Genomic DNA, 17,468 nt, shown 5'->3' with positions numbered 1-17,468 from the left:
GATCAAACCCCGGCCGGCACCCCCAGCCCGTCCGGCGTTTGAGGACAAGGCCCCTTCAGGGCCGTAGGGGGGTCTGGGGGCGCAGCCCCCAGGGGACGGGAATGGGTAGGGGCGGCGGGGGCGAAACAAACCCCACATCAACCCACCACAACCAAGGAGCACACGCATGTCGACCCTGACCCGAGTCCGTACGGCCTACGCCCGTATCGACGCCGTGGACCGCCCCGAGGTCTGGATCGACCTACGCCCCCAGGCCGAGGTCGAGGCGGAGGCCAACGCCATCGACGCCCGCCTCGCCGCAGGCGACCCCCTCCCCCTGGCCGGCAAGCTGTTCGCCGCCAAGGGCAACATCGACGTCCAGGGCCTCCCTACCACCGCCGGCTGCCCCGCCTACGCCTACCACCCCGACGCCGATGCCCCCGTCATCGCCCGCCTCCGAAACGCCGGCGCCATCGTCCTCGGCACCACCAACCTCGACCAGTTCGCCACCGGCCTGGTCGGCACCCGATCCCCCTACGGCCCCGTCCGCAACGCCCACGACCCCACCCGCATCAGCGGCGGCTCCAGCTCCGGCTCGGCCACAGCGGTAGCGCTCGGCATCGTCGACTTCGCCCTCGGCACCGACACCGCAGGCTCCGGCCGCGTCCCCGCCGCCTTCAACGGCATCGTCGGCCTCAAACCCACCCGAGGCCTGGTCCCCACCGCCGGCGTCGTCCCGGCCTGCGCCTCCCTCGACTGTGTGACCGTCTTCGCCCGGACGCTCCCCGAGGCCGAGCAGGCACTCGCGCACATGGCGTCCCCACCCGACCGTGATCTCCCGCCCCTCCCCCAGCGCGCCCCCGGTCCCTGGCGCGTCGCCGTCCCGCCGCTCGACCAGCTCGGCGAACTGGACCCGGGCTGGGCACAGGCGTACGAGGCCGCCGTGGCCCAGCTTCGATCCGCGGGCGTCTCCGTCCGCACGCTCGACCTCACGCCCTTCACCGAGGCTGCCGCGATGCTGTACCAGGGCGCGTTCGTCGCGGAGCGCTACACAGCGGTGGGTGCCTTTGTCGACAAGTTGCTCACCGAGGGAGGTGAGGCCGCCGCGACCCTCGACCCCACCGTCGCCGGCATCATCACCCGCGCCCGCGACATCCCCGCCCACCAGCTCTACGCCGACCAGGAGCGCCTCGCCGCCCTGCGCGCCCACGCCCTCGCCGAACTGGCCGACGCGGACGCCCTGTTGCTGCCCACGGCCCCCGGTCACCCGACTCTCGCCGAGGTCGCCGCCGACCCGCTGGGCGCCAACGCCCGCCTGGGCCGTTTCACGAACTCCACCAACCTCTTCGACCTGGCCGCGGTCGCCGTACCCGCGGGCGAGGTGAACGGCCTCCCCTTCGGCGTGATGCTGATCGGCCCGGCGTTCACCGACGAACGGCTCGCCACGATGGCCCGTCTGCTCCAGCCCGCGGCTCGCCTCGCGGTGGTCGGCGCGCATCTCTCGGGCCAGCCGCTCAACCCCCAACTTCTTTCCCTGGGCGCCCGGTTGGAACGTACGACCACGACGGCCCCCGTCTACCGGCTGCACGCCCTCGCGACCACCCCGCCCAAGCCGGGCCTGGTCCACGTCGGCGAAACAGGGACCGGCGGAGCCGCCATCGAGGCCGAGGTGTGGTGCCTTCCCGCCGAGGGCCTCGGCCGCTTCCTCGCCGCTCTCCCCCGCCCGATGGCCCTGGGCCGCGTCGAACTCGCCGACGGCACCCACGTACCCGGCTTCCTGTGCGAACCGGCCGCCCTGGAAGGCGCCGAGGACATCACGACGTACGGCGGCTGGCGCGCGTACCTGAACGACCGCCCCTGAAACGGCAGTTGCCGACCGGAGCACCGGGCACCCCAACTACCCGACCGCAAGCAGCGCTTAAGCACCCCCCGTCACCGTCAGAGCCCCGTCACCGACTCGGGAGGGGCAGTCCGATGGCAGCAAGGCCCACACAACAGCCGCCTACGACAGGGCGAGCGGACGACGGGGGTGGGGGGAGGTGGGGCCGGGCCATAGTGGCCCGGCCCCGGCTGCTGCTCCTCGTCGTGCTGGCCCTCACCGCCTGTGCGGCCGTGCTCGGCGGCGGGGTGGCGGACCGGCTGAGCAGCGGGGGTTCGCAGATTCCCGGGGCGGAGTCGACGTACGCCACCCGGGTGCTGGAGCAGCGCTGGCCCGCCTCGCAGCCGAACCTGCTGCTGATGGTGTCGGCGCGCGGTGCGACGGGAGGCGTCGACAATCCCCAAGTGGTCTCCGAAGCCCGCGACTTGGCGCGTCGGCTCGGCGCCGAGCAGGCGGTCGGCGGAGTCGTCTCGTACTGGGACGGGAAGGAACCGGCACTGCGCGCCCGCGACGGCGGCGAGGCGCTGATCACCGCTCGCATCGGCGGTGACGAGGACGCCGTCGATGCCGTACTGGAGCGGGTGCGGCCGTCGTACGAAGGCAGGCGGGGGCCGGTCGACGTGCGGCTCGGTGGGCCCGCCGCCGTGCGCAACGCCTCGCAGGAGGTGATCGCCGAGGATCTGGTCCGGGCGGAGATGATCGCGCTGCCGGTCACCCTCGTCCTGCTCGTCTTCGTGTTCGGCAGCGCCGTCGCCGCGCTGCTGCCGCTGCTCGTCGGGATCATGGCGATCCTCGGCACGAACGCCGTCCTGCGCGTACTCACCGAGTTCACCGATGTGTCGGTCTACGCGCAGAATCTCACCACGGCCCTCGGGCTCGGACTCGCCATCGACTACGCCCTGTTCATCGTGCGCCGCTACCGCGAGGAACTGGCGGCGGGCGCCGATCCCCGCGCCGCCGTGGCCACGACGCTCCGCACCGCCGGGCGTACCGTCCTCTTCTCGGCGCTGACCGTCGCCGTGTCGCTGGCGTCGATGTTCGTCTTCGAGCAGTACTTCCTGCGGTCGTTCGCGTACGCGGGCATCGCGGTCGTCCTCATCGCGGCGGCGGCCTCACTCATCGCGCTGCCCGCCCTGCTGGTGGTGCTCGGCCGTCGGGTCGATGCCCTCGACGTACGCCGGTTGCTGCCTCGGCGCGGGACATCGAAGCCGAAGCATGAGCCGGGTGCCGGGTGGGCGGCGCTGGCCCGGCTCGTCATGCGGCGCGCGCCGCTCTTCGCGGTCGGTACGGCGGTGGTGCTCGTCGCGCTCGGACTGCCGTTCAAGGACGTGCGGTTCGGCACGGCCGACGACCGCCAGCTGCCGTCCTCGACCCCAGCGCATCTGGTCCAGCAGCAGATCCGCGAGGAGTTCCCGGGCAGCCCGGGCGGCGTCCTCGCGGTGCTCGCTCAGGGGCCACGGGTCGGTCAGGCCTCGCTCGCGGACTTCAGCCGCAGTGTCTCCCAACTCCCTGATGTCGTACGGGTGTCAGGTCCCGCAGGTCTCTACGCGAGCGGCGAGTGGGTGCGCGCGGCGACGCCCGCCGAGGCGGCTCAGACAGGCACCGACGGAAGCGCCTACGTCACTGTGCTGCCCAAGGGCGAGGCCACCTCGGCAAGTTCACTCGAACTAGTGACTGACATTCGGTCAATTCCCGTTCCGTTCAAGGCTTCCGTCACCGGAGCCGCCGCCGTGCTCTCCGACACCCAGCACGGAACGGCCGAGCGGCTGCCCTGGGCGCTCGGTGTGATCGCGGTGACGACACTGCTGCTGGTGTTCCTGCTCACCGGCAGTCTGCTGCTGCCGCTCCAGGCCGTCGTGGTCAACGCGCTGAGCCTGACGGCCATGTTCGGGGCGGTCGTCTGGGTCTTCCAGGAGGGCCATCTGTCGGGGCTGCTCGGGTTCACCCCGACCGGGGACATCGAGACCGCGCTGCCGGTGCTGATGTTCTGCGTGGCCTTCGGGCTGTCCATGGACTACGGCGTCTTCCTGGTCTCCAGGATCCAGGAGGAGTACGAGCGCGGCGGCGACCATCGCGCGGCCGTGGAGTTCGGCATCCGGCGCACCGGCGGGCTGATCACGGCCGCTGCGGTGATTCTCGGCTTCGTGATGGTGGCGATCGGCACCTCCCGGGTGACCAACATCAAGATGCTCGGCCTGGGGGTCGGACTCGCCGTGCTGATGGACGCGATGGTGGTGCGCGGTCTGCTCGTACCGGCCGTACTGCGGCTGACCGGCCGCGCCACCTGGTGGGCGCCCGGTCCGCTGCGCAGGCTGCACCGCCGTATCGGCCTCTCCGAGACCGGCGCCGGAACAGCCCCGGGAATAGATATCTCTACGGCCGACAAGGCGAACCAGCAGTCAACTCCCGATGCGGAGGCGCCGGTTGAGGCGCAGGGGACCAACGAGTCGCTCATCGGTTCGCATCGCGCGGAGCGCACCTAGCGTCGGATGTGGCTGCTTTGCGGTGCCCGTCGCCGCGCGTAATCGAATCGGTCATAAGGGATGGATAGACTCCCGGAATCGTGGACGTGCACTTCCGACGTCCGCGTTATTCCGGGGGGAATGTTGATACGGATCCTGCTGGCCGAGGACGTTTCCATGGTCCGGGGCGCGCTGGTCGCCCTGCTCAATCTGGAACCCGATCTGGACGTCGTTGCGGAGGTGGGGGCCGGCGATGCCATCGTCGGCGCCGCCCTCGCCGCCAGGCCCGATGTGGCGGTCATCGACGTCCATCTGCCCCGCCTCGACGGGATCAGCGCCGCCGCGCTGCTCCAGGAGGCGTTGCCCGAGTGCCGTACGGTCATCATCACCAGCCTGGGCAAGCCGGGCACCCTGCGCCGGGCGCTGAACAACAAGGTCACCGGCTTCGTCCTCAAGGACGCACCGGCGGTACGGCTTGCCCAGGTCGTCCGCCAAGCGGCGGCCGGGGAGCGGGTGTTCGACAGAGAACTCGCCCTGGCCGCCTTCGACAGCGGCGAGAGCCCGCTCACGGACCGGGAGACGGAGATCCTCCAACAGGCGGCCAGTGGGGCGGGCGCCACGGAGATCGCGGCCGGTCTCCATCTGTCGGTGGGCACGGTCCGGAACTATCTGACGTCGATCGTCGGAAAGCTGGGCGCACGCAATCGGCTGGACGCGGTACGGATCGCGGAGGATGCGGGCTGGTTATGACGTGTCGTCAATAATGCCGCCCACCAGGCGTGTTCACCTGGGCCTACCTATGCATGTTCACCCGGGTCGACGGTCGGCTCCGAGGGCGCCTCGGCGGTCACGCGGTACCACCCGCGTTCGTCGGTGTCCACGGTCAGCCGGCCGCCCACCGCGGTCAGCCGCTCGGCGAGGTTGCCGAGGCCGCCGGGCCGTCGCCCGTCCCGTGCCTCCCGCCCGCCCCGGACACCGTCGTTGGCGAGGGTGAACCGGATGAACCCGGTGCCCAGGTCCCGTACTTCGATCCGGCACTGGGTGGCGTCACTGTGCCGGATCAGATTGGTGACCCCTTCGCGCAGCACGGTCGCGAGGACCGAGCCCACGGCGCCCGGCACCTCACAGCGCACGTCGACGCTGGCCCGGATGTCTGCGGCGGCGAGCAGGGAGCGCGCGGACTCGGCCTCGACGGTGAAGGACAGTTCGCGGTAGCCACGGGCGACCGTACGGACGTCGGCGAGGGCCTGCTGGGCCACGTCCCGGGCGCCGTCCAACTCCGCGAGCGCACGCTCGGGTTCGCCCCGCACCAGCCGGTGGGCGAGGTCGGTCTTGAGCGCTATGGCGGAGAGGCTGTACCCGAGGAGGTCGTGCAGATCGCGGGCGAACCGGCGCCGTTCCTGCGCGACGGCCCGCCAGGCCAGTTCCTCGCGCTCCCCGTGGGCCCGTACGACGAGATCTGCGAGCCGGGTGATCCCGTACACGGCGAGACCGACAGCCACCGTGGCCGCGCCACTCAACCCCCAGTCCCGCCAACCCTGTTGAAGCACCACACCACTGACGCCCGCACCACCGACGACGACCAGTCCGCCCAGTACCCGACCGACCGCACCCCCGATCACCAGTGGCACGGATCCGGCGAAAAGGCCGAACATTCCCGGCCAGTCGAAGCCGAAGGCGACGACCGGCAGCAGCGCGAGCCCTCCCTGGAGGGCTAAAGCCGGACCCCCGAACCGATCGCGTAAGGAACGCACTTGTGGTGCGGAGTGCACCAACTGCAGTCCGTACGAAGCGAACAGGGCGGCGAGCGCGACCGCGCCGACGACGGCACCGGGGCGCCGGGCCACGACGGCGAGCACGCCCATGGGAAGCAGACCGCTTGTCGCGAGCAGAACCACTCTGCCCGCGACCCGCGGTACCCGCAGACCGGCCGGACCCTCGGTCGAGGTTGATTCCGGCTGGTCAGCCGCATCCGACATCGGCCCACCCCCAGACGGGGATGCTAGGCGCCGTCGGGTCCCGTCAGCGGAGAGGCCCTGAACAACCACACAGTGTGATGAATTCATGGAGCAGTCGTGTCTGGATCACTTCTCTTCCGTCCGGTCAGTCTGGGAGGGTCTGTACAGGGACGTAAGCGACACATAAACAGCGCGTGAGCCGTTGGGAGCAAGGAGCAGGATCCACGAGGCACAAGAGGCAGAGGTGACGGACGTTGGAGATCTCCGTACTCGGGCCGCTCACGGCACGGCTGGGCCAGACCTCCGTGGTGCCGAGCGCGGCCAAACCGCGGCAGGTCCTGGCCCTGCTGGCCCTCAACTCGGGCCGGGAGGTGAGCGTTTCGGCCCTGGCGGACGAGCTGTGGGGCGACGGCCCGCCACGCAGCGCCGCCGCGACCCTGCACACCTACGTCAAGCAGCTGCGCCGCATGATCCAGGCCGCGCTGGGCCCCGCACCGGACCGCGGCCCCCGGGAGGTGCTCGGCCGACGGCACACCGGTTACGTACTCGACGCGCCCCCTGACGGCACGGACGCGGCCCGCTTCGAACGGCTCGCCAGGCACGGGCGGACCGCGCTGGAGGCCGGGGATGCCGCCGGGGCCTCCGAACTCCTGGAACGGGCGCTGCTGTTGTGGCGCGGACCGGCACTCGCCGATGTGACACCGGGCCGGATGCTGGGGGCCGAGGTACTGCGGCTGGAAGAGCTACGGCTCACCGCCGTGGAGGACCGGATAGGCGCCGACCTGCGGCTCGGCCGCCACGGCACCCTCCTCGGCGAACTCACCGGCCTCACCGCCCAATTCCCGCTGCACGAACGTCTGCACGGCCAGCTGATGGTGGCCCTGTACCGCAGCGGCCGGACCTGGCAGGCCCTGGAGGTCTACGGCCGGCTGCGCACCGCCTGTGTCACGGACCTGGGTCTGGAGCCGTCCCCCCAACTCCAGCGTCTGCACCGGGCGTTGCTCGCGGGCGACCCGGCACTGGAACCCCCGGTCGTCGGGGACGGCGGCGGTCTGTCGACGGCGACCCTGTTCGTCGACCACGGCACGATCCGGTGACGCCGCCGACGCCACGGACACCGGGACCACCGGGACCACCGGGACCACCTGTGTCACTTGGACCACCCAGGCCGCCCAGGCGGCCCGGGCCCCCGGAAGCGCTGGATGCGCTGGACGCACCGACCTGCCGGTTGCTCTGTCTGCCGTACGCCGGGGCCGGCGGCTCGGTGTACGCGCGCTGGCAGCACGGCCTGCAGGAGCGCGGCTGCTCGGTGGAGGTGATCCCGGTGCGGCTGCCGGGCCGGGAGGGGCGTGCGGGGGAACCCCGGTTCACTCAACTGGCCCCGCTGATCCGGGCATTGGACGCGGAACTCGGCCCGCTCCTCGACCGCCCGGACCCGTATCTGGTTTACGGGCACAGCATGGGGGCGCTACTCGGTTACGCCCTCACCCTGCGCCGCCAGTCCCGGGGCGCCCACCTGCCCCGCGCCCTGCTCCTCGGCGCGCACCGGGCCCCGCATCTGCCCTCGCCGCGCATCGCCGAACCGGACACCCCGGACGCCGAGTTGGCCGCCGCCCTGGCCCGCCTCGGCGGCCTGCCCGCTTCGCTGCTCGACCACCCGGAGTGGCTGCGGGTGCTGCTGCCGGTCGTACGGGACGACCTGAGCGTGTGCGCGGACGCCAACTCCCTGCGCATGTCGTGGACTTCGCCGGTGCGGGTGCCGCTGCACCTCTTCGCCGGGGAACGGGACGCCCTGGTCGGCGTCCGCGAGATGGTCGCCTGGCGCCGGTTCGCGGGGCGGGGCTGCGAGGTCCGGATGCTGCCGGGCGGACACTTCTTCGTGCGCTCGCACGAGGACCAGGTCCTTGATGAAGTGGCTTGCCTGGTACGGCGATACGGCGGCGGCGTCACGCATCTGGGAGCGGGGACGGGCGGCTCGGCGCAGGCGTCCTGAGGTGACTGTCGGCCTTCCGTGCACAGTTCGCCCGCAGCAGCCCGAGTGTGGTCATGCCGCTGAGCACCCCCAGCGGAAGGTTCGTCCAGAACGCCCAGTGCCACTCGCCGACCGGCAGTCGATCCCCGATCACCAGTCCGGCGAAGACCCCCGCAACGATCACGGCACCCCACCCGAACTGGGCCAACTCCCGCTCACCGCACACCGGAAGCACCCGCGCCACCAGCACCAGCGCAACGGCGGTGAGCGCTGCGGCGCCCACACCCTGCACTCCGCGCAGCACCAGAAAGGCCACCGGCGTGGTGATCAGCCGGGCCCCGATCACCACCGACGGCTGGACGAACATCCACAGCCCGGCGAGCAGTACGAGGAACGGTCCGCCGAACGGCCCGATCCGCCCGCACAGCCACCGCAACGGCAGCAACAGTCCACCCAGGGCGAGGAGATAGACGACGACCGCCCAGGGCAGCGCGGTGCCCGACAGGCCCATGGCGGTGCGCAGGGCGGGCCCGAGGGTGGCGACACAGGCGCCGGCGGCGGCGACCAGGAACTGGTTCAGGGCGAGGGCGCAGAGGAGGACGATCCGGGTCCGCCCGTGGGCCAGCGGGCTCCGCGGCTCGGCCCCAAGTCCCGGCGACAGCACGCCCGTAGACCTCACCCTCACGTACCGGCCTGCACCTTCGCCACCCGCTCCCCCGGCGCCTGCAACTGGAAGTACGCGCCCGCGAGCACCTTCCGGGTCAGCCACGGGCTGCTGCTCACCACGCGGTAGAGGGTCCGCCGCCAGGCCGAGCCCAGCGCCCCGTCGAGGGTGAACAGCCGTTCCTGGCGCAGCTGGAGGGCCCTGGACCGGGCAACGGACGCCTCCCGCTCCCGCTGGAACGCCTCGGTGGCCGCGAGCAGGGGTACCGCCGATCCGGGTCCGCCGTCCCCCAACGCCCGTTCGACCAGCGGAGCGAGCGTCACCGCGTCGATGATCGCGTGGTTGACGCCCTGCCCGAGGATCGGCGTGAGGGTGTGGGCGGCGTCGCCGATGAGCGTCAGCCCGGGCATCGACCAGCGCGGGACGACCGTCGTGAAGATGTCCAGCATCGAGGTGTCCGACCAGCTGTGCACCGACTCCCGTACTGCCTTCGACAGTTCGGGCGCCAGCAGGTCGAGCCGCTCGTACAGCGCGGGCAGCCCCTGCGCCCGCATCTCCCGCAGCCCGCCCTTGGGGATGTTGAAGCCGACGCGGACGCTGTCGGGCCGGGTCGGGATGAACAGCCCGTGCTGATCGCCCCGGATGCGCACCCGGTACGTACGGTCGTCCCAATCCCCGTACGGGAACGGCAACTTGAGCCAGATGACATCCCGTTCCAGCGGGACCTTCCGGTAGGTGAGCCCGGACATCTCGCGGACCTTGCTGAACCGCCCGTCGGCGGCGACCGTCAGCGCCGCCCGGATCTCCGTCTCACCGTCGGCGGTCCGGGCCCGTACCCCGGTGACCGTGCCCTCACTGTCACGTAGGAGGGCGGTCGTGGTGGCCCCCTGGACGAGCCGGAAGCAGGGGTGTGCGGCGCCCGTCTCGGCGAGGGCGGCGAGCAGCGTCGGCTGCGGCAGCTCGACCGGGAAGGGGTGCGGGTAGCGGAAGTCGGCGAACTCGGCCTGGAACACGGTGTGTCCGGAGTCGTCGATCTCCATCCGGTGCATCTGTACGTACGTGCCGACCAGCCGGTCGAGCAGTCCGAGCCGGTCCAGCAGCCAGACCGAGTCCGGGGAGACCGACTCGCCCCGGAAGGACCGGTTGAAGTGGGCGCTGGCCTCCAGCACGACGACGGGGACGTTCCGCCGGGCCAGTTCGACGGCGAGGGTGAGCCCGGCCGGCCCGCCGCCGACCACGCACACGGACGTCTGGATCCGTTGGGGTGTTTGGGGCATCTGGGTCGGCTGGATCGTCATGGAACTCCCCCAAGCAAGCGGCTGCGGAGCTTCTGGTCGGGCAGACTCCCGGTTTCGCAGCCCGGCCTTAAGCCGCTCTTGGGCGGGTCTTGCACAAGGACGACTTAAGGCCGGGTCCGCAGGCTCCCGGCCATGACCACCGACCCACTCGACCGTCTGCGCTCGCTGCGGCGGTACGCACCCGAGGTGCCCGCGCTCCTCGCGGAACTCGCCGCGGGCGCCGACCCGTTCGGCGCCCTCCAGTCGGCCGGCCGCATCCTCACCCGCCTCGAACCGGCGCACGGTGCCGCGCCCCACGACGAGGACCGGGTCACCGTCACGATCTCCGGCAGCGGCACCTTGGACGGCCTCGCCGCCTCCCTCACCGCCGAGTTCGCCCGCCACGGACTCCAACTCGACGCCACCACCGGAGACTTCGGCGCCTGGGAACGCGACCTCCTCGACACCGGCAGCGCGCTCTACGCACCGACGACCGCGCTCTCCCTCTGCGTCCTGGACTCCTCGATCCTCTTCGATCCCTTGCCCCTCCCCTGGACGGTCGCCGACGCGGCCTCGGCCGCCGACGATCTGCTCGCCCGCCTGGACTCACTCGCCGCCCGCCACGGCGACCACGCGTCCGGACTGCTGGTGCTGAACACACTTCCGCTGCTCCACACGCACACCCACCAGCTCGTGGATCTGCGCGCCCGTGCCGAACTCGGCGCACTGTGGCGGGAGTTCAACGCAGGTGTGCTCCGTCTGGCGCTACGGCACCCGCGTACCCAGGTCGTCGACCTCGATCCGCTCGTCGCCGCCGGCGGGCCGGTGCGAGACGCCCGGCTGGCTACGTACGCCAAGGCCCGGCTGGGTGCCGAGCTGCTCGCCCGGTACGCCCGCGAGGTCGGCCATCTGGCCCGTGCGCTGCGCGGCCGGACACGGAAGGTGCTGGTCCTGGACGCCGACCAGACGCTGTGGGACGGGGTCCTCGGCGATGTCGGCCCGGAGGGGATCGCGGCGGCCGGGACGATCCGCGGGGAGGCCTTCGGAGGGTTCCAGCGGGTGGTCCGGCAGCTGGCCGCGCAGGGTGTCCTGCTCGCCGTATGTTCGAAGAACGACCCGGAGCCGTTGCTGGCCGTGCTGCGCGAGCACCCGGACATGGTGCTGCGCGAGCCGGATTTCGTGCGGGTGCAGGCGAGTTGGGGTCCGAAGGACGCGGGGCTGCGGGAGATCGCGGACCGGCTGAACCTGGGGACCGACAGCCTGGTCCTCGCCGACGACTCGGCGTTCGAGCGCGGCCAGGTGACCGGCGCCCTGCCGGCCGTGGCGGTCGTCCCGCTGGACGACGAGCCCGCGCTGCACGCCGAACGGCTCCTCGCCGACGGCTGGTTCGACGTACCGGAACTGACCGACACCGATCTGCGGCGGGCGGCCCAGTACCGCAGCGAGGGCGACAGGCAGCGGCTGCGGGAGGGTGCGCAGTCGTACGAGGAGTACCTCGCGCAGCTCGGTGTGGTGGTCGAACTCGGCCCGCTGCGAACCGATCAGCTGGCCCGGGCGGCCCAACTCGCCCAGCGGACCAACCAGTTCAACCTCACCACCCGCCGGATGTCGGCCCCGGAGGTACGGGAGTACGCCGACGCGCCCGGCGGGCTGGTCCTGACGGTCGGGGCGCGCGACAAGTTCGGAGACAGCGGCCTGGTCGGCGCGGTGTTCGTCCGCCGTGATCCGACGACCGGCTGGCACATCGAGAACGCCCTGCTGAGCTGCCGGGTCTTCGGCCGGGGCATCGAACAGGCCCTGTTCGCAGCCCTGTTGGAGGCGGCCAGGGAGGCGGGCGCCCCGGCCGTTTACGGCCGCTTCCGGCCGTCGGCGAGGAACGGCAGGGTCCGGGAGCTGTATCCCACGCTCGGCTTCGAAGCGACGGACGGCACAGGGATGGCAGAGGGGACGGACGGGACGACCACCGTCTTCCGGCACCCGCTCCTCGTCCTGCCCGAGGTCCCGGCACACATCACGCTGAGGGGGACGATCTGATGAGCAGCAGGAGCACTCCGGGGAACGGGACGAGGGACACCTTCACCGGTGTCCTCCTGGAGAACACCGCCGCCCAGGCCCACCGGGACGCGCTGGTCTATCTGCGCGACGACACGGCGGGCTCGCCGCCCGAGCGCGTCACCTACGCCGAACTCGACACCCGCGCCCGCCGGATCGCGTCCTGGCTGCGTGCCCAGGACGCCGTCGGCCGCCAGGTGCTGCTGCTCCACCCACCGGGCACCGGGTTCGTCGCGGCCTTCCTCGGGTGCCTGTACGCCGGTGCGGTGGCCGTGCCCGCGCCGCTGCCCACCGACCAGGGCCGCCAACTCGCCCGTGTCTCCGGCATCTTGAGGGACGCGGAGGCGACGGCCGTGCTGACGGCGCCGGAACTCGCACCCGCGCTGGAGGCCTGGCTGCTGGCCGAGGGGATGACGCACGTCCGCTGTCTCGGCACGGACGGCGACGGAGACTTCGCGGACCCCGCGGACTGGCGCGCGCCGGACATCCGCCCGCGCGACCTGGCCTTCCTCCAGTACACGTCGGGTTCGACCAGCGAGCCCAAGGGCGTGATGGTCACGCACGCCAACCTGCTCGCCAACGAGGCGGCGATCCAGGCCTGGACGGGCACCGGGCCGGACACGATCGGCGGCGGCTGGCTGCCGCACTACCACGACCTCGGGCTGATCGGACACATTCTGCAACCCCTCTACGCGGGCGGCACGGCCGTGCTGATGTCACCGACGGCGTTCCTCAAACGCCCGTACCGCTGGCTGCAGATGATCGACGAGTACCGGCTGACCGGCAGCGGCGGGCCCAACTTCGCCTTCGACCTGTGCGTACGCCGGGTCACCGACGAGCAGTTGGCGGGCCTCGACCTGTCCGGCTGGCGGGTCGCGCCGAACGGCGCCGAACCCATCCGCGCCGACACCCTGCACGCCTTCGCCGAACGCTTCGCACCCGCCGGGTTCCGTCCAGAGACCTTCTTCCCCTGCTACGGCATGGCGGAGACGACCCTCCTGGTGACCGGCGCCACCCCCGAACTCCCGCCCGCCGTAAGGACGGTGGACGCGGCGGCCCTGGAGCGCGGCGAACTGTCCGCCCCGGTCGCGGACGCCCCCGTACGCACTCTCGCGGGCAGCGGCACCGTGCGCGACAGCGAGATCCGTATCGCCGACCCGGTCACCGGGGCGAGCCGGCCCCCGGGCACGGTGGGCGAGATCTGGGTGCGCGGCCCGAGCGTCACCCCCGGCTACTTCCACAACTCCCGTGCCTCCTCGGAAAGTTATCTGCCGGGCGGCTGGCTGCGCACCGGCGACCTCGGTGTCCTCGACGGCGACGAACTGTTCGTCACCGGCCGCCTGAAGGAGGTCATCATCCTCGCCGGGCGCAACCTCTACCCGCACGACGTGGAACGCACGGTCCAGTCCGCCGACCGCGCGCTCACCGCGGGGGCGGGCGCCGCGTTCGCCGTGCAGAGCGACCTTGGCGAGCATCTCGTGATCGTCCAGGAGGTACGGGCGGCCGCCGTCCCCGGTGGCGATCTGCGCGCGGTGGCGACGTCCGCCCAGCAGCTGATCGGCCGTCAGTTCGCGGTCCCGGCGGGCAATGTGGTGTTGGTCAAGCCGGGCACGGTACGCCGGACGACCAGCGGCAAGGTCCAACGGACCTTCATGCGACGGCTGTTCCTCGAAGGTGCGCTGACTCCGCTGTACGAGGTGCTGGAGCCGTCGGTGCGGGTGCTGGTCAGCGACGCGGGCGACCAGGCGCTGGCCCGGGGTGAGCGTTCCCTGGAGCGGGTGAGCCCGGCATGACGATGGAGCACTCCCCGTACCGGCTCGCCGAGGAGCTGGAGCTGTATCTCGGCGACCCGGCCGACCCGCGCGGCCCGTTCTCGTACGCGGCCAGCGCGGAGCTGGACGCCCGCGAGGAGTTCCCGGCGGATATCTGCCGGCTCCTCGACGACTGGGGGCTGCCCGACTACTACGTCCCCCTCGGCGCGGGCGGCCGGCTGCGCGACTACGAGCACGCGCTCCAGCTCGTCCGCACGGTGGCCCGGCGCGATCTGACCGTGGCCGTCGCGCACGGCAAGACGTACCTCGGCGCGGTCTGCGTGTGGATCGCGGGCAGCCCCGAGCAGACCGCCCGGCTCGGCGCGGACATCCGGGCCGGGGTGCCGGTGGCCCTCGGGCTGACCGAGCGGGCACACGGCAGCGATCTGCTGGCCGGAGAGGTGGAGGCAGTGCCGGACGGATCCGGATCCTGGCGGGTCACCGGCGAAAAATGGCTGATCAACAATGCCACCCGGGGCAGTGTGCTGGCCCTGCTCGCGCGCACCGCCCCGGACGGCGGCCCGCGCGGCTTCAGTGTGCTGCTGACCGACAAACGCGAGCTGGCGCCCGGCAGTTACCGCCATCTACCGAAGGTCCCCACACACGGTATCCGGGGCGCCGACATCTCCGGCATCGCCCTCGACCGGGCCCGCGTGCCCCGCTCGACGGTGGTCGGCGCGGAGGGCGGCGGCGTCGAAACCGTCCTGAAGGCACTCCAGTTGACCCGCACGATGTGCGCCTCCCTGTCCCTGGGCGCCGCCGACCACGGCCTGCGCCTCGCCCTGGACTTCGCGGCCGAGCGTGAACTGTACGGCCGCCGCCTCGCCCAACTCCCCCAGGCTCGCCATGTGTTGGCGTCCGCCGCAGCGGATGTCCTCACCCACGAGGCCGTCGCCCTGGTCGCCTCGCGCCTGGTGCACACGGCGACCGAGGAGCTGAGTGTGGTCTCGGCGGTCACCAAGTACCTGGTCCCGACCGGCACGGAGGAACTCCTGCGGGAACTGGCCGCCCTGCTGGGCGCCCGTGCCTTCCTTGCCGGGGTGACCTCGCCGGGCGTGGAGCGCTACGGCATGTTCGAGAAGATCGAGCGCGACCACCGCATCGTCGCCCTTTTCGACGGCAACACCCTGGTCAACCTCAACTCCCTCATCAACCAGTTCCGTTCGCTGGTACGGCGATGGCGACGACCCGAGACCGGCGTGACCGAGCCGGCATCCTCGGCCTGCGATCTCTCCGCCCCGCTCCCGGCCTTCGACGCGACCCGCCTCACGCTCCTTTCCCGGTACGGCAGTTCGCTGCTGGCCTCGCTGCCCGCCTGGACGGCGCAACTGGGCGAGGAGGCCGAACACAACCCGGCCCTCACGCCCATCGCCGAGGCGGCAGAGCAACTGCTGGCGGTCACGGAATCCGTGCACCAGGAGATGGCCGAGCCGCTGGACGTCGTCGCGGGAGTCCCGTACGAGGCCTTCGAGACCGCCCGCCGCTACTGCCTGTGCTTCGCGGGCGCCGCCTGTCTGGGCCTCTGGCTGCACAACCGCCGAGTGGCGACCGGCGGGATCTGGCGGGACGCGAGCTGGCTGCGCACGGCGCTGGACCGGCTCCTGGTCCGGCTCGGCGACCGACAGCCCGGCTCGGACCCGGAGGCATACGACCGACTCCTCGACGAGGCGTACGCGGCCCGCTCGGCCGGACGGCTGTTCTCGCTGCTGCACCTGGGCCTCGTGAAGGAGCCGGTATGACCGCCGACGCCCGCGTCCGTGACCTGATCCGACGGTTCGGCGATCCGGCCGATCCCGCGAACCCGGTGGGCCGGGTCGCGCTCCTCGCGGCGGACGAGCAGGGTGAAGCGAGTGCCGCTGGCGAGTGGCTGCTCGACGACTACGGCTTCGGCGCGGAGTTCGTGCCCGCCGAACACGGCGGTAGGTTAACGCAGTTGGACGATCTCGTGCGGGTGGCCCGGGAGGTCTTCCGGCGCGATGTCGGGCTCGGCCTCGGGTACGGCATCACGTCCTTCATGGCGTCGGTCAATGTCTGGGCGGCCGGTGCGCCCCAACAGCGCAAGCAGCTCGCCGGGTTGCTGCTGGACGGCGGCAAGGTCTCGGTCGGCTATCACGAACTCGCCCACGGCAATGACTTCCTGCGCAACGGGTTCAGGGCCGACCGAACTCCCGGCGGCTATCGGCTGAACGGCGCCAAGCAGGTCATCAACAACGCCGACCGGGCGGGCGCCTGGGTGCTGTTCGCCCGTACCGACCCGGCGCCGGGTGCCCGCAGCCACTCGGTACTCATGACTGGCCCCGAGGACTGCGCGGACGGCGGAGTGACCTTCCTCCGCCGCTATCCGACAACCGGCGTACGCGGCTGCCGACTTACCGGCCTGGACTTCCGCGACTGCGAGATCCCTGCCGGTGCGCTGGTCGGCGCGGAGGGTCAGGGCGCCGAACTGGCCCTGCGTTCCTTCCAGGTGACCCGCAGCGCGCTGCCCGGGATGGCCGTGGGCACGCTGGACACCTGTCTGCGGACGGTCCTCGGGTTCGCGCTGGGACGGCGACTGTACCGGCGGCGCGTGCTCGATCTGCCGCACGCGGCCTCCGTACTCACCGGCGCCTTCGCCGACTTGCTGCTGTGCGACAGTCTGGCGCTCGCCGCCGCGCGGGCCGTGCATCTGCTGCCGGGCCAGTCGAGCGTGACCGGCGCCGCCGTGAAGTACCTGGTCCCGAAGCTGCTCACGCGCACGGCGAACGACCTCTCCGTGATTCTGGGCGCCCGTTTCTACGTCCGCGAGGGCGAGCACGCCCTCTTCGGCAAGCATCTGCGCGACCTGCCCGTACTAAGCCTCGGTCACGCGGGCCCGACGGCCTGCCTGGCCACCCTGATTCCCCAACTCCCGCGCCTGGCAAGGAACCCCGGCCCACCCGCGCCCGACGCCCTGTTCACACCGGGCGGCCCGCTCACCCCGGGCATCCCGTACGACCGCCTCACGGTCACAGCCGACGGGGACGCGCTGACCGGCGTACTCGAAGAGTCATCGGCGCCCAACGACCCGTACATACAGACCCTGTTGGGGCAGCTCAGCCGCGAGCTGAACGTCGTACGCAAGGCGCTGCTCGCCCTTCCGCCGGCCGAACGGACCCCGCTGGCCGGTCCTGCGAGCTTCCAACTCGCCGACCATTACGCCCATTTGATGGCGGCGGCAGCGGCGCTGGGCGTCCACCGAGCCGCCGCCGACGGTTTCCTGTCGACCCCCGCCTGGCTCGCGACCGCGCTGCACCGCACGGCGTCCCGCCTCTCCCTGCGTCCGGCGCCACCACCCACCGAGTACACGGCCCAGCTGCACGCCGAACTCCTGCGCCGCCACGACGAGAACCGGTCCTTCGATCTTTACGACCTCCGCCTCAACGGCTGACACCCATG

12 protein-coding genes are annotated in these 17,468 nt (G+C 71.9%); 9 read left to right on the top strand and 3 right to left on the bottom strand.

Annotated elements, in window-relative coordinates; translation table 11 throughout:
- The first annotated feature begins 166 nt into the window (after window positions 1–166).
- The 3 genes from atzF to ACWCRB_RS37150 all read left to right on the top strand — a co-directional run bounded on the left by atzF (window position 167) and on the right by ACWCRB_RS37150 (window position 5,070).
- The gene (gene atzF / locus ACWCRB_RS37160) at window positions 167–1,840 is read left to right on the top strand and encodes an allophanate hydrolase (protein WP_451000273.1); all 1,674 of its coding nucleotides are present in this window, start codon (window positions 167–169) and stop codon (window positions 1,838–1,840) included.
- Window positions 1,841–1,953: 113 nt separating this feature from the next.
- Window positions 1,954–4,341 (top strand): MMPL family transporter, encoded by a 2,388-nt coding sequence (locus ACWCRB_RS37155; protein WP_451000272.1) that lies wholly within the window; start codon window positions 1,954–1,956, stop codon window positions 4,339–4,341.
- A 120-nt stretch (window positions 4,342–4,461) separates the two neighbouring features.
- The gene (locus ACWCRB_RS37150; RefSeq protein WP_451000271.1) at window positions 4,462–5,070 is read left to right on the top strand and encodes a response regulator transcription factor; all 609 of its coding nucleotides are present in this window, start codon (window positions 4,462–4,464) and stop codon (window positions 5,068–5,070) included.
- Window positions 5,071–5,117: 47 nt separating this feature from the next.
- On the opposite strand, the gene ACWCRB_RS37145 is transcribed toward ACWCRB_RS37150, so the two are convergent.
- The gene (locus ACWCRB_RS37145; protein ID WP_451000270.1) at window positions 5,118–6,299 is read right to left on the bottom strand and encodes a sensor histidine kinase; all 1,182 of its coding nucleotides are present in this window, start codon (window positions 6,297–6,299) and stop codon (window positions 5,118–5,120) included.
- Window positions 6,300–6,532: 233 nt separating this feature from the next.
- Between ACWCRB_RS37145 and ACWCRB_RS37140 the strand changes: the two genes are divergently transcribed.
- Both ACWCRB_RS37140 and ACWCRB_RS37135 read left to right on the top strand, forming a co-directional pair.
- Window positions 6,533–7,375 (top strand): AfsR/SARP family transcriptional regulator, encoded by an 843-nt coding sequence (locus tag ACWCRB_RS37140; RefSeq protein ID WP_451000269.1) that lies wholly within the window; start codon window positions 6,533–6,535, stop codon window positions 7,373–7,375.
- A 50-nt stretch (window positions 7,376–7,425) separates the two neighbouring features.
- On the top strand, window positions 7,426–8,271 hold the full coding sequence (locus ACWCRB_RS37135) for a thioesterase II family protein (RefSeq protein ID WP_451000268.1): 846 nt from the start codon (window positions 7,426–7,428) through the stop codon (window positions 8,269–8,271).
- Here ACWCRB_RS37135 and ACWCRB_RS37130 read toward each other — a convergent pair.
- Together ACWCRB_RS37130 and ACWCRB_RS37125 are read right to left on the bottom strand one after the other, a co-directional pair.
- On the bottom strand, window positions 8,225–8,935 hold the full coding sequence (locus tag ACWCRB_RS37130; protein WP_451000267.1) for an MFS transporter: 711 nt from the start codon (window positions 8,933–8,935) through the stop codon (window positions 8,225–8,227). The two genes, ACWCRB_RS37135 and ACWCRB_RS37130, sit on opposite strands and share 47 nt — an antisense overlap.
- On the bottom strand, window positions 8,932–10,212 hold the full coding sequence (locus tag ACWCRB_RS37125) for an FAD-dependent oxidoreductase (protein ID WP_451000266.1): 1,281 nt from the start codon (window positions 10,210–10,212) through the stop codon (window positions 8,932–8,934). The genes ACWCRB_RS37130 and ACWCRB_RS37125 overlap by 4 nt, the downstream gene beginning before the upstream one ends.
- 132 nt (window positions 10,213–10,344) lie before the next feature.
- Here ACWCRB_RS37125 and ACWCRB_RS37120 point away from each other — a divergent pair, with 132 nt between their 5' ends.
- From ACWCRB_RS37120 to ACWCRB_RS37105, 4 genes are read left to right on the top strand one after another with little or no spacing between them, the layout of a single operon-like run.
- The gene (locus ACWCRB_RS37120) at window positions 10,345–12,225 is read left to right on the top strand and encodes an HAD-IIIC family phosphatase (RefSeq protein ID WP_451000265.1); all 1,881 of its coding nucleotides are present in this window, start codon (window positions 10,345–10,347) and stop codon (window positions 12,223–12,225) included.
- A complete protein-coding gene (locus tag ACWCRB_RS37115; RefSeq protein WP_451000264.1) occupies window positions 12,225–14,036 on the top strand; it encodes a fatty acyl-AMP ligase in 1,812 nt (603 codons plus the stop codon). The genes ACWCRB_RS37120 and ACWCRB_RS37115 overlap by 1 nt, the downstream gene beginning before the upstream one ends.
- On the top strand, window positions 14,033–15,793 hold the full coding sequence (locus tag ACWCRB_RS37110) for an acyl-CoA dehydrogenase family protein (protein WP_451000263.1): 1,761 nt from the start codon (window positions 14,033–14,035) through the stop codon (window positions 15,791–15,793). Before ACWCRB_RS37115 ends, ACWCRB_RS37110 begins: the two co-directional genes overlap by 4 nt.
- Window positions 15,790–17,460 (top strand): acyl-CoA dehydrogenase, encoded by a 1,671-nt coding sequence (locus ACWCRB_RS37105; RefSeq protein ID WP_451000262.1) that lies wholly within the window; start codon window positions 15,790–15,792, stop codon window positions 17,458–17,460. The genes ACWCRB_RS37110 and ACWCRB_RS37105 overlap by 4 nt, the downstream gene beginning before the upstream one ends.
- The last annotated feature ends 8 nt before the right edge of the window (window positions 17,461–17,468 follow it).

The sequence above is a fragment of the Streptomyces sp. NPDC002156 genome, assembly GCF_053593675.1.
This window is presented reverse-complemented; position numbering and strand designations above follow the sequence as displayed.

What these genes read in the sequence shown, in the direction of transcription:
- atzF (WP_451000273.1), top strand. Translation starts at nt 167, where the DNA reads ATGTCGACCCTGACCCGAGTCCGTACGGCCTACGCCCGTATCGACGCC.
- ACWCRB_RS37155 (WP_451000272.1), top strand. Translation starts at nt 1,954, where the DNA reads ATGGCAGCAAGGCCCACACAACAGCCGCCTACGACAGGGCGAGCGGAC.
- ACWCRB_RS37150 (WP_451000271.1), top strand. Translation starts at nt 4,462, where the DNA reads ATGTTGATACGGATCCTGCTGGCCGAGGACGTTTCCATGGTCCGGGGC.
- ACWCRB_RS37145 (WP_451000270.1), bottom strand. Translation starts at nt 6,299, where the DNA reads ATGTCGGATGCGGCTGACCAGCCGGAATCAACCTCGACCGAGGGTCCG.
- ACWCRB_RS37125 (WP_451000266.1), bottom strand. Translation starts at nt 10,212, where the DNA reads ATGACGATCCAGCCGACCCAGATGCCCCAAACACCCCAACGGATCCAG.
- ACWCRB_RS37120 (WP_451000265.1), top strand. Translation starts at nt 10,345, where the DNA reads ATGACCACCGACCCACTCGACCGTCTGCGCTCGCTGCGGCGGTACGCA.
- ACWCRB_RS37115 (WP_451000264.1), top strand. Translation starts at nt 12,225, where the DNA reads ATGAGCAGCAGGAGCACTCCGGGGAACGGGACGAGGGACACCTTCACC.
- ACWCRB_RS37110 (WP_451000263.1), top strand. Translation starts at nt 14,033, where the DNA reads ATGACGATGGAGCACTCCCCGTACCGGCTCGCCGAGGAGCTGGAGCTG.
- ACWCRB_RS37105 (WP_451000262.1), top strand. Translation starts at nt 15,790, where the DNA reads ATGACCGCCGACGCCCGCGTCCGTGACCTGATCCGACGGTTCGGCGAT.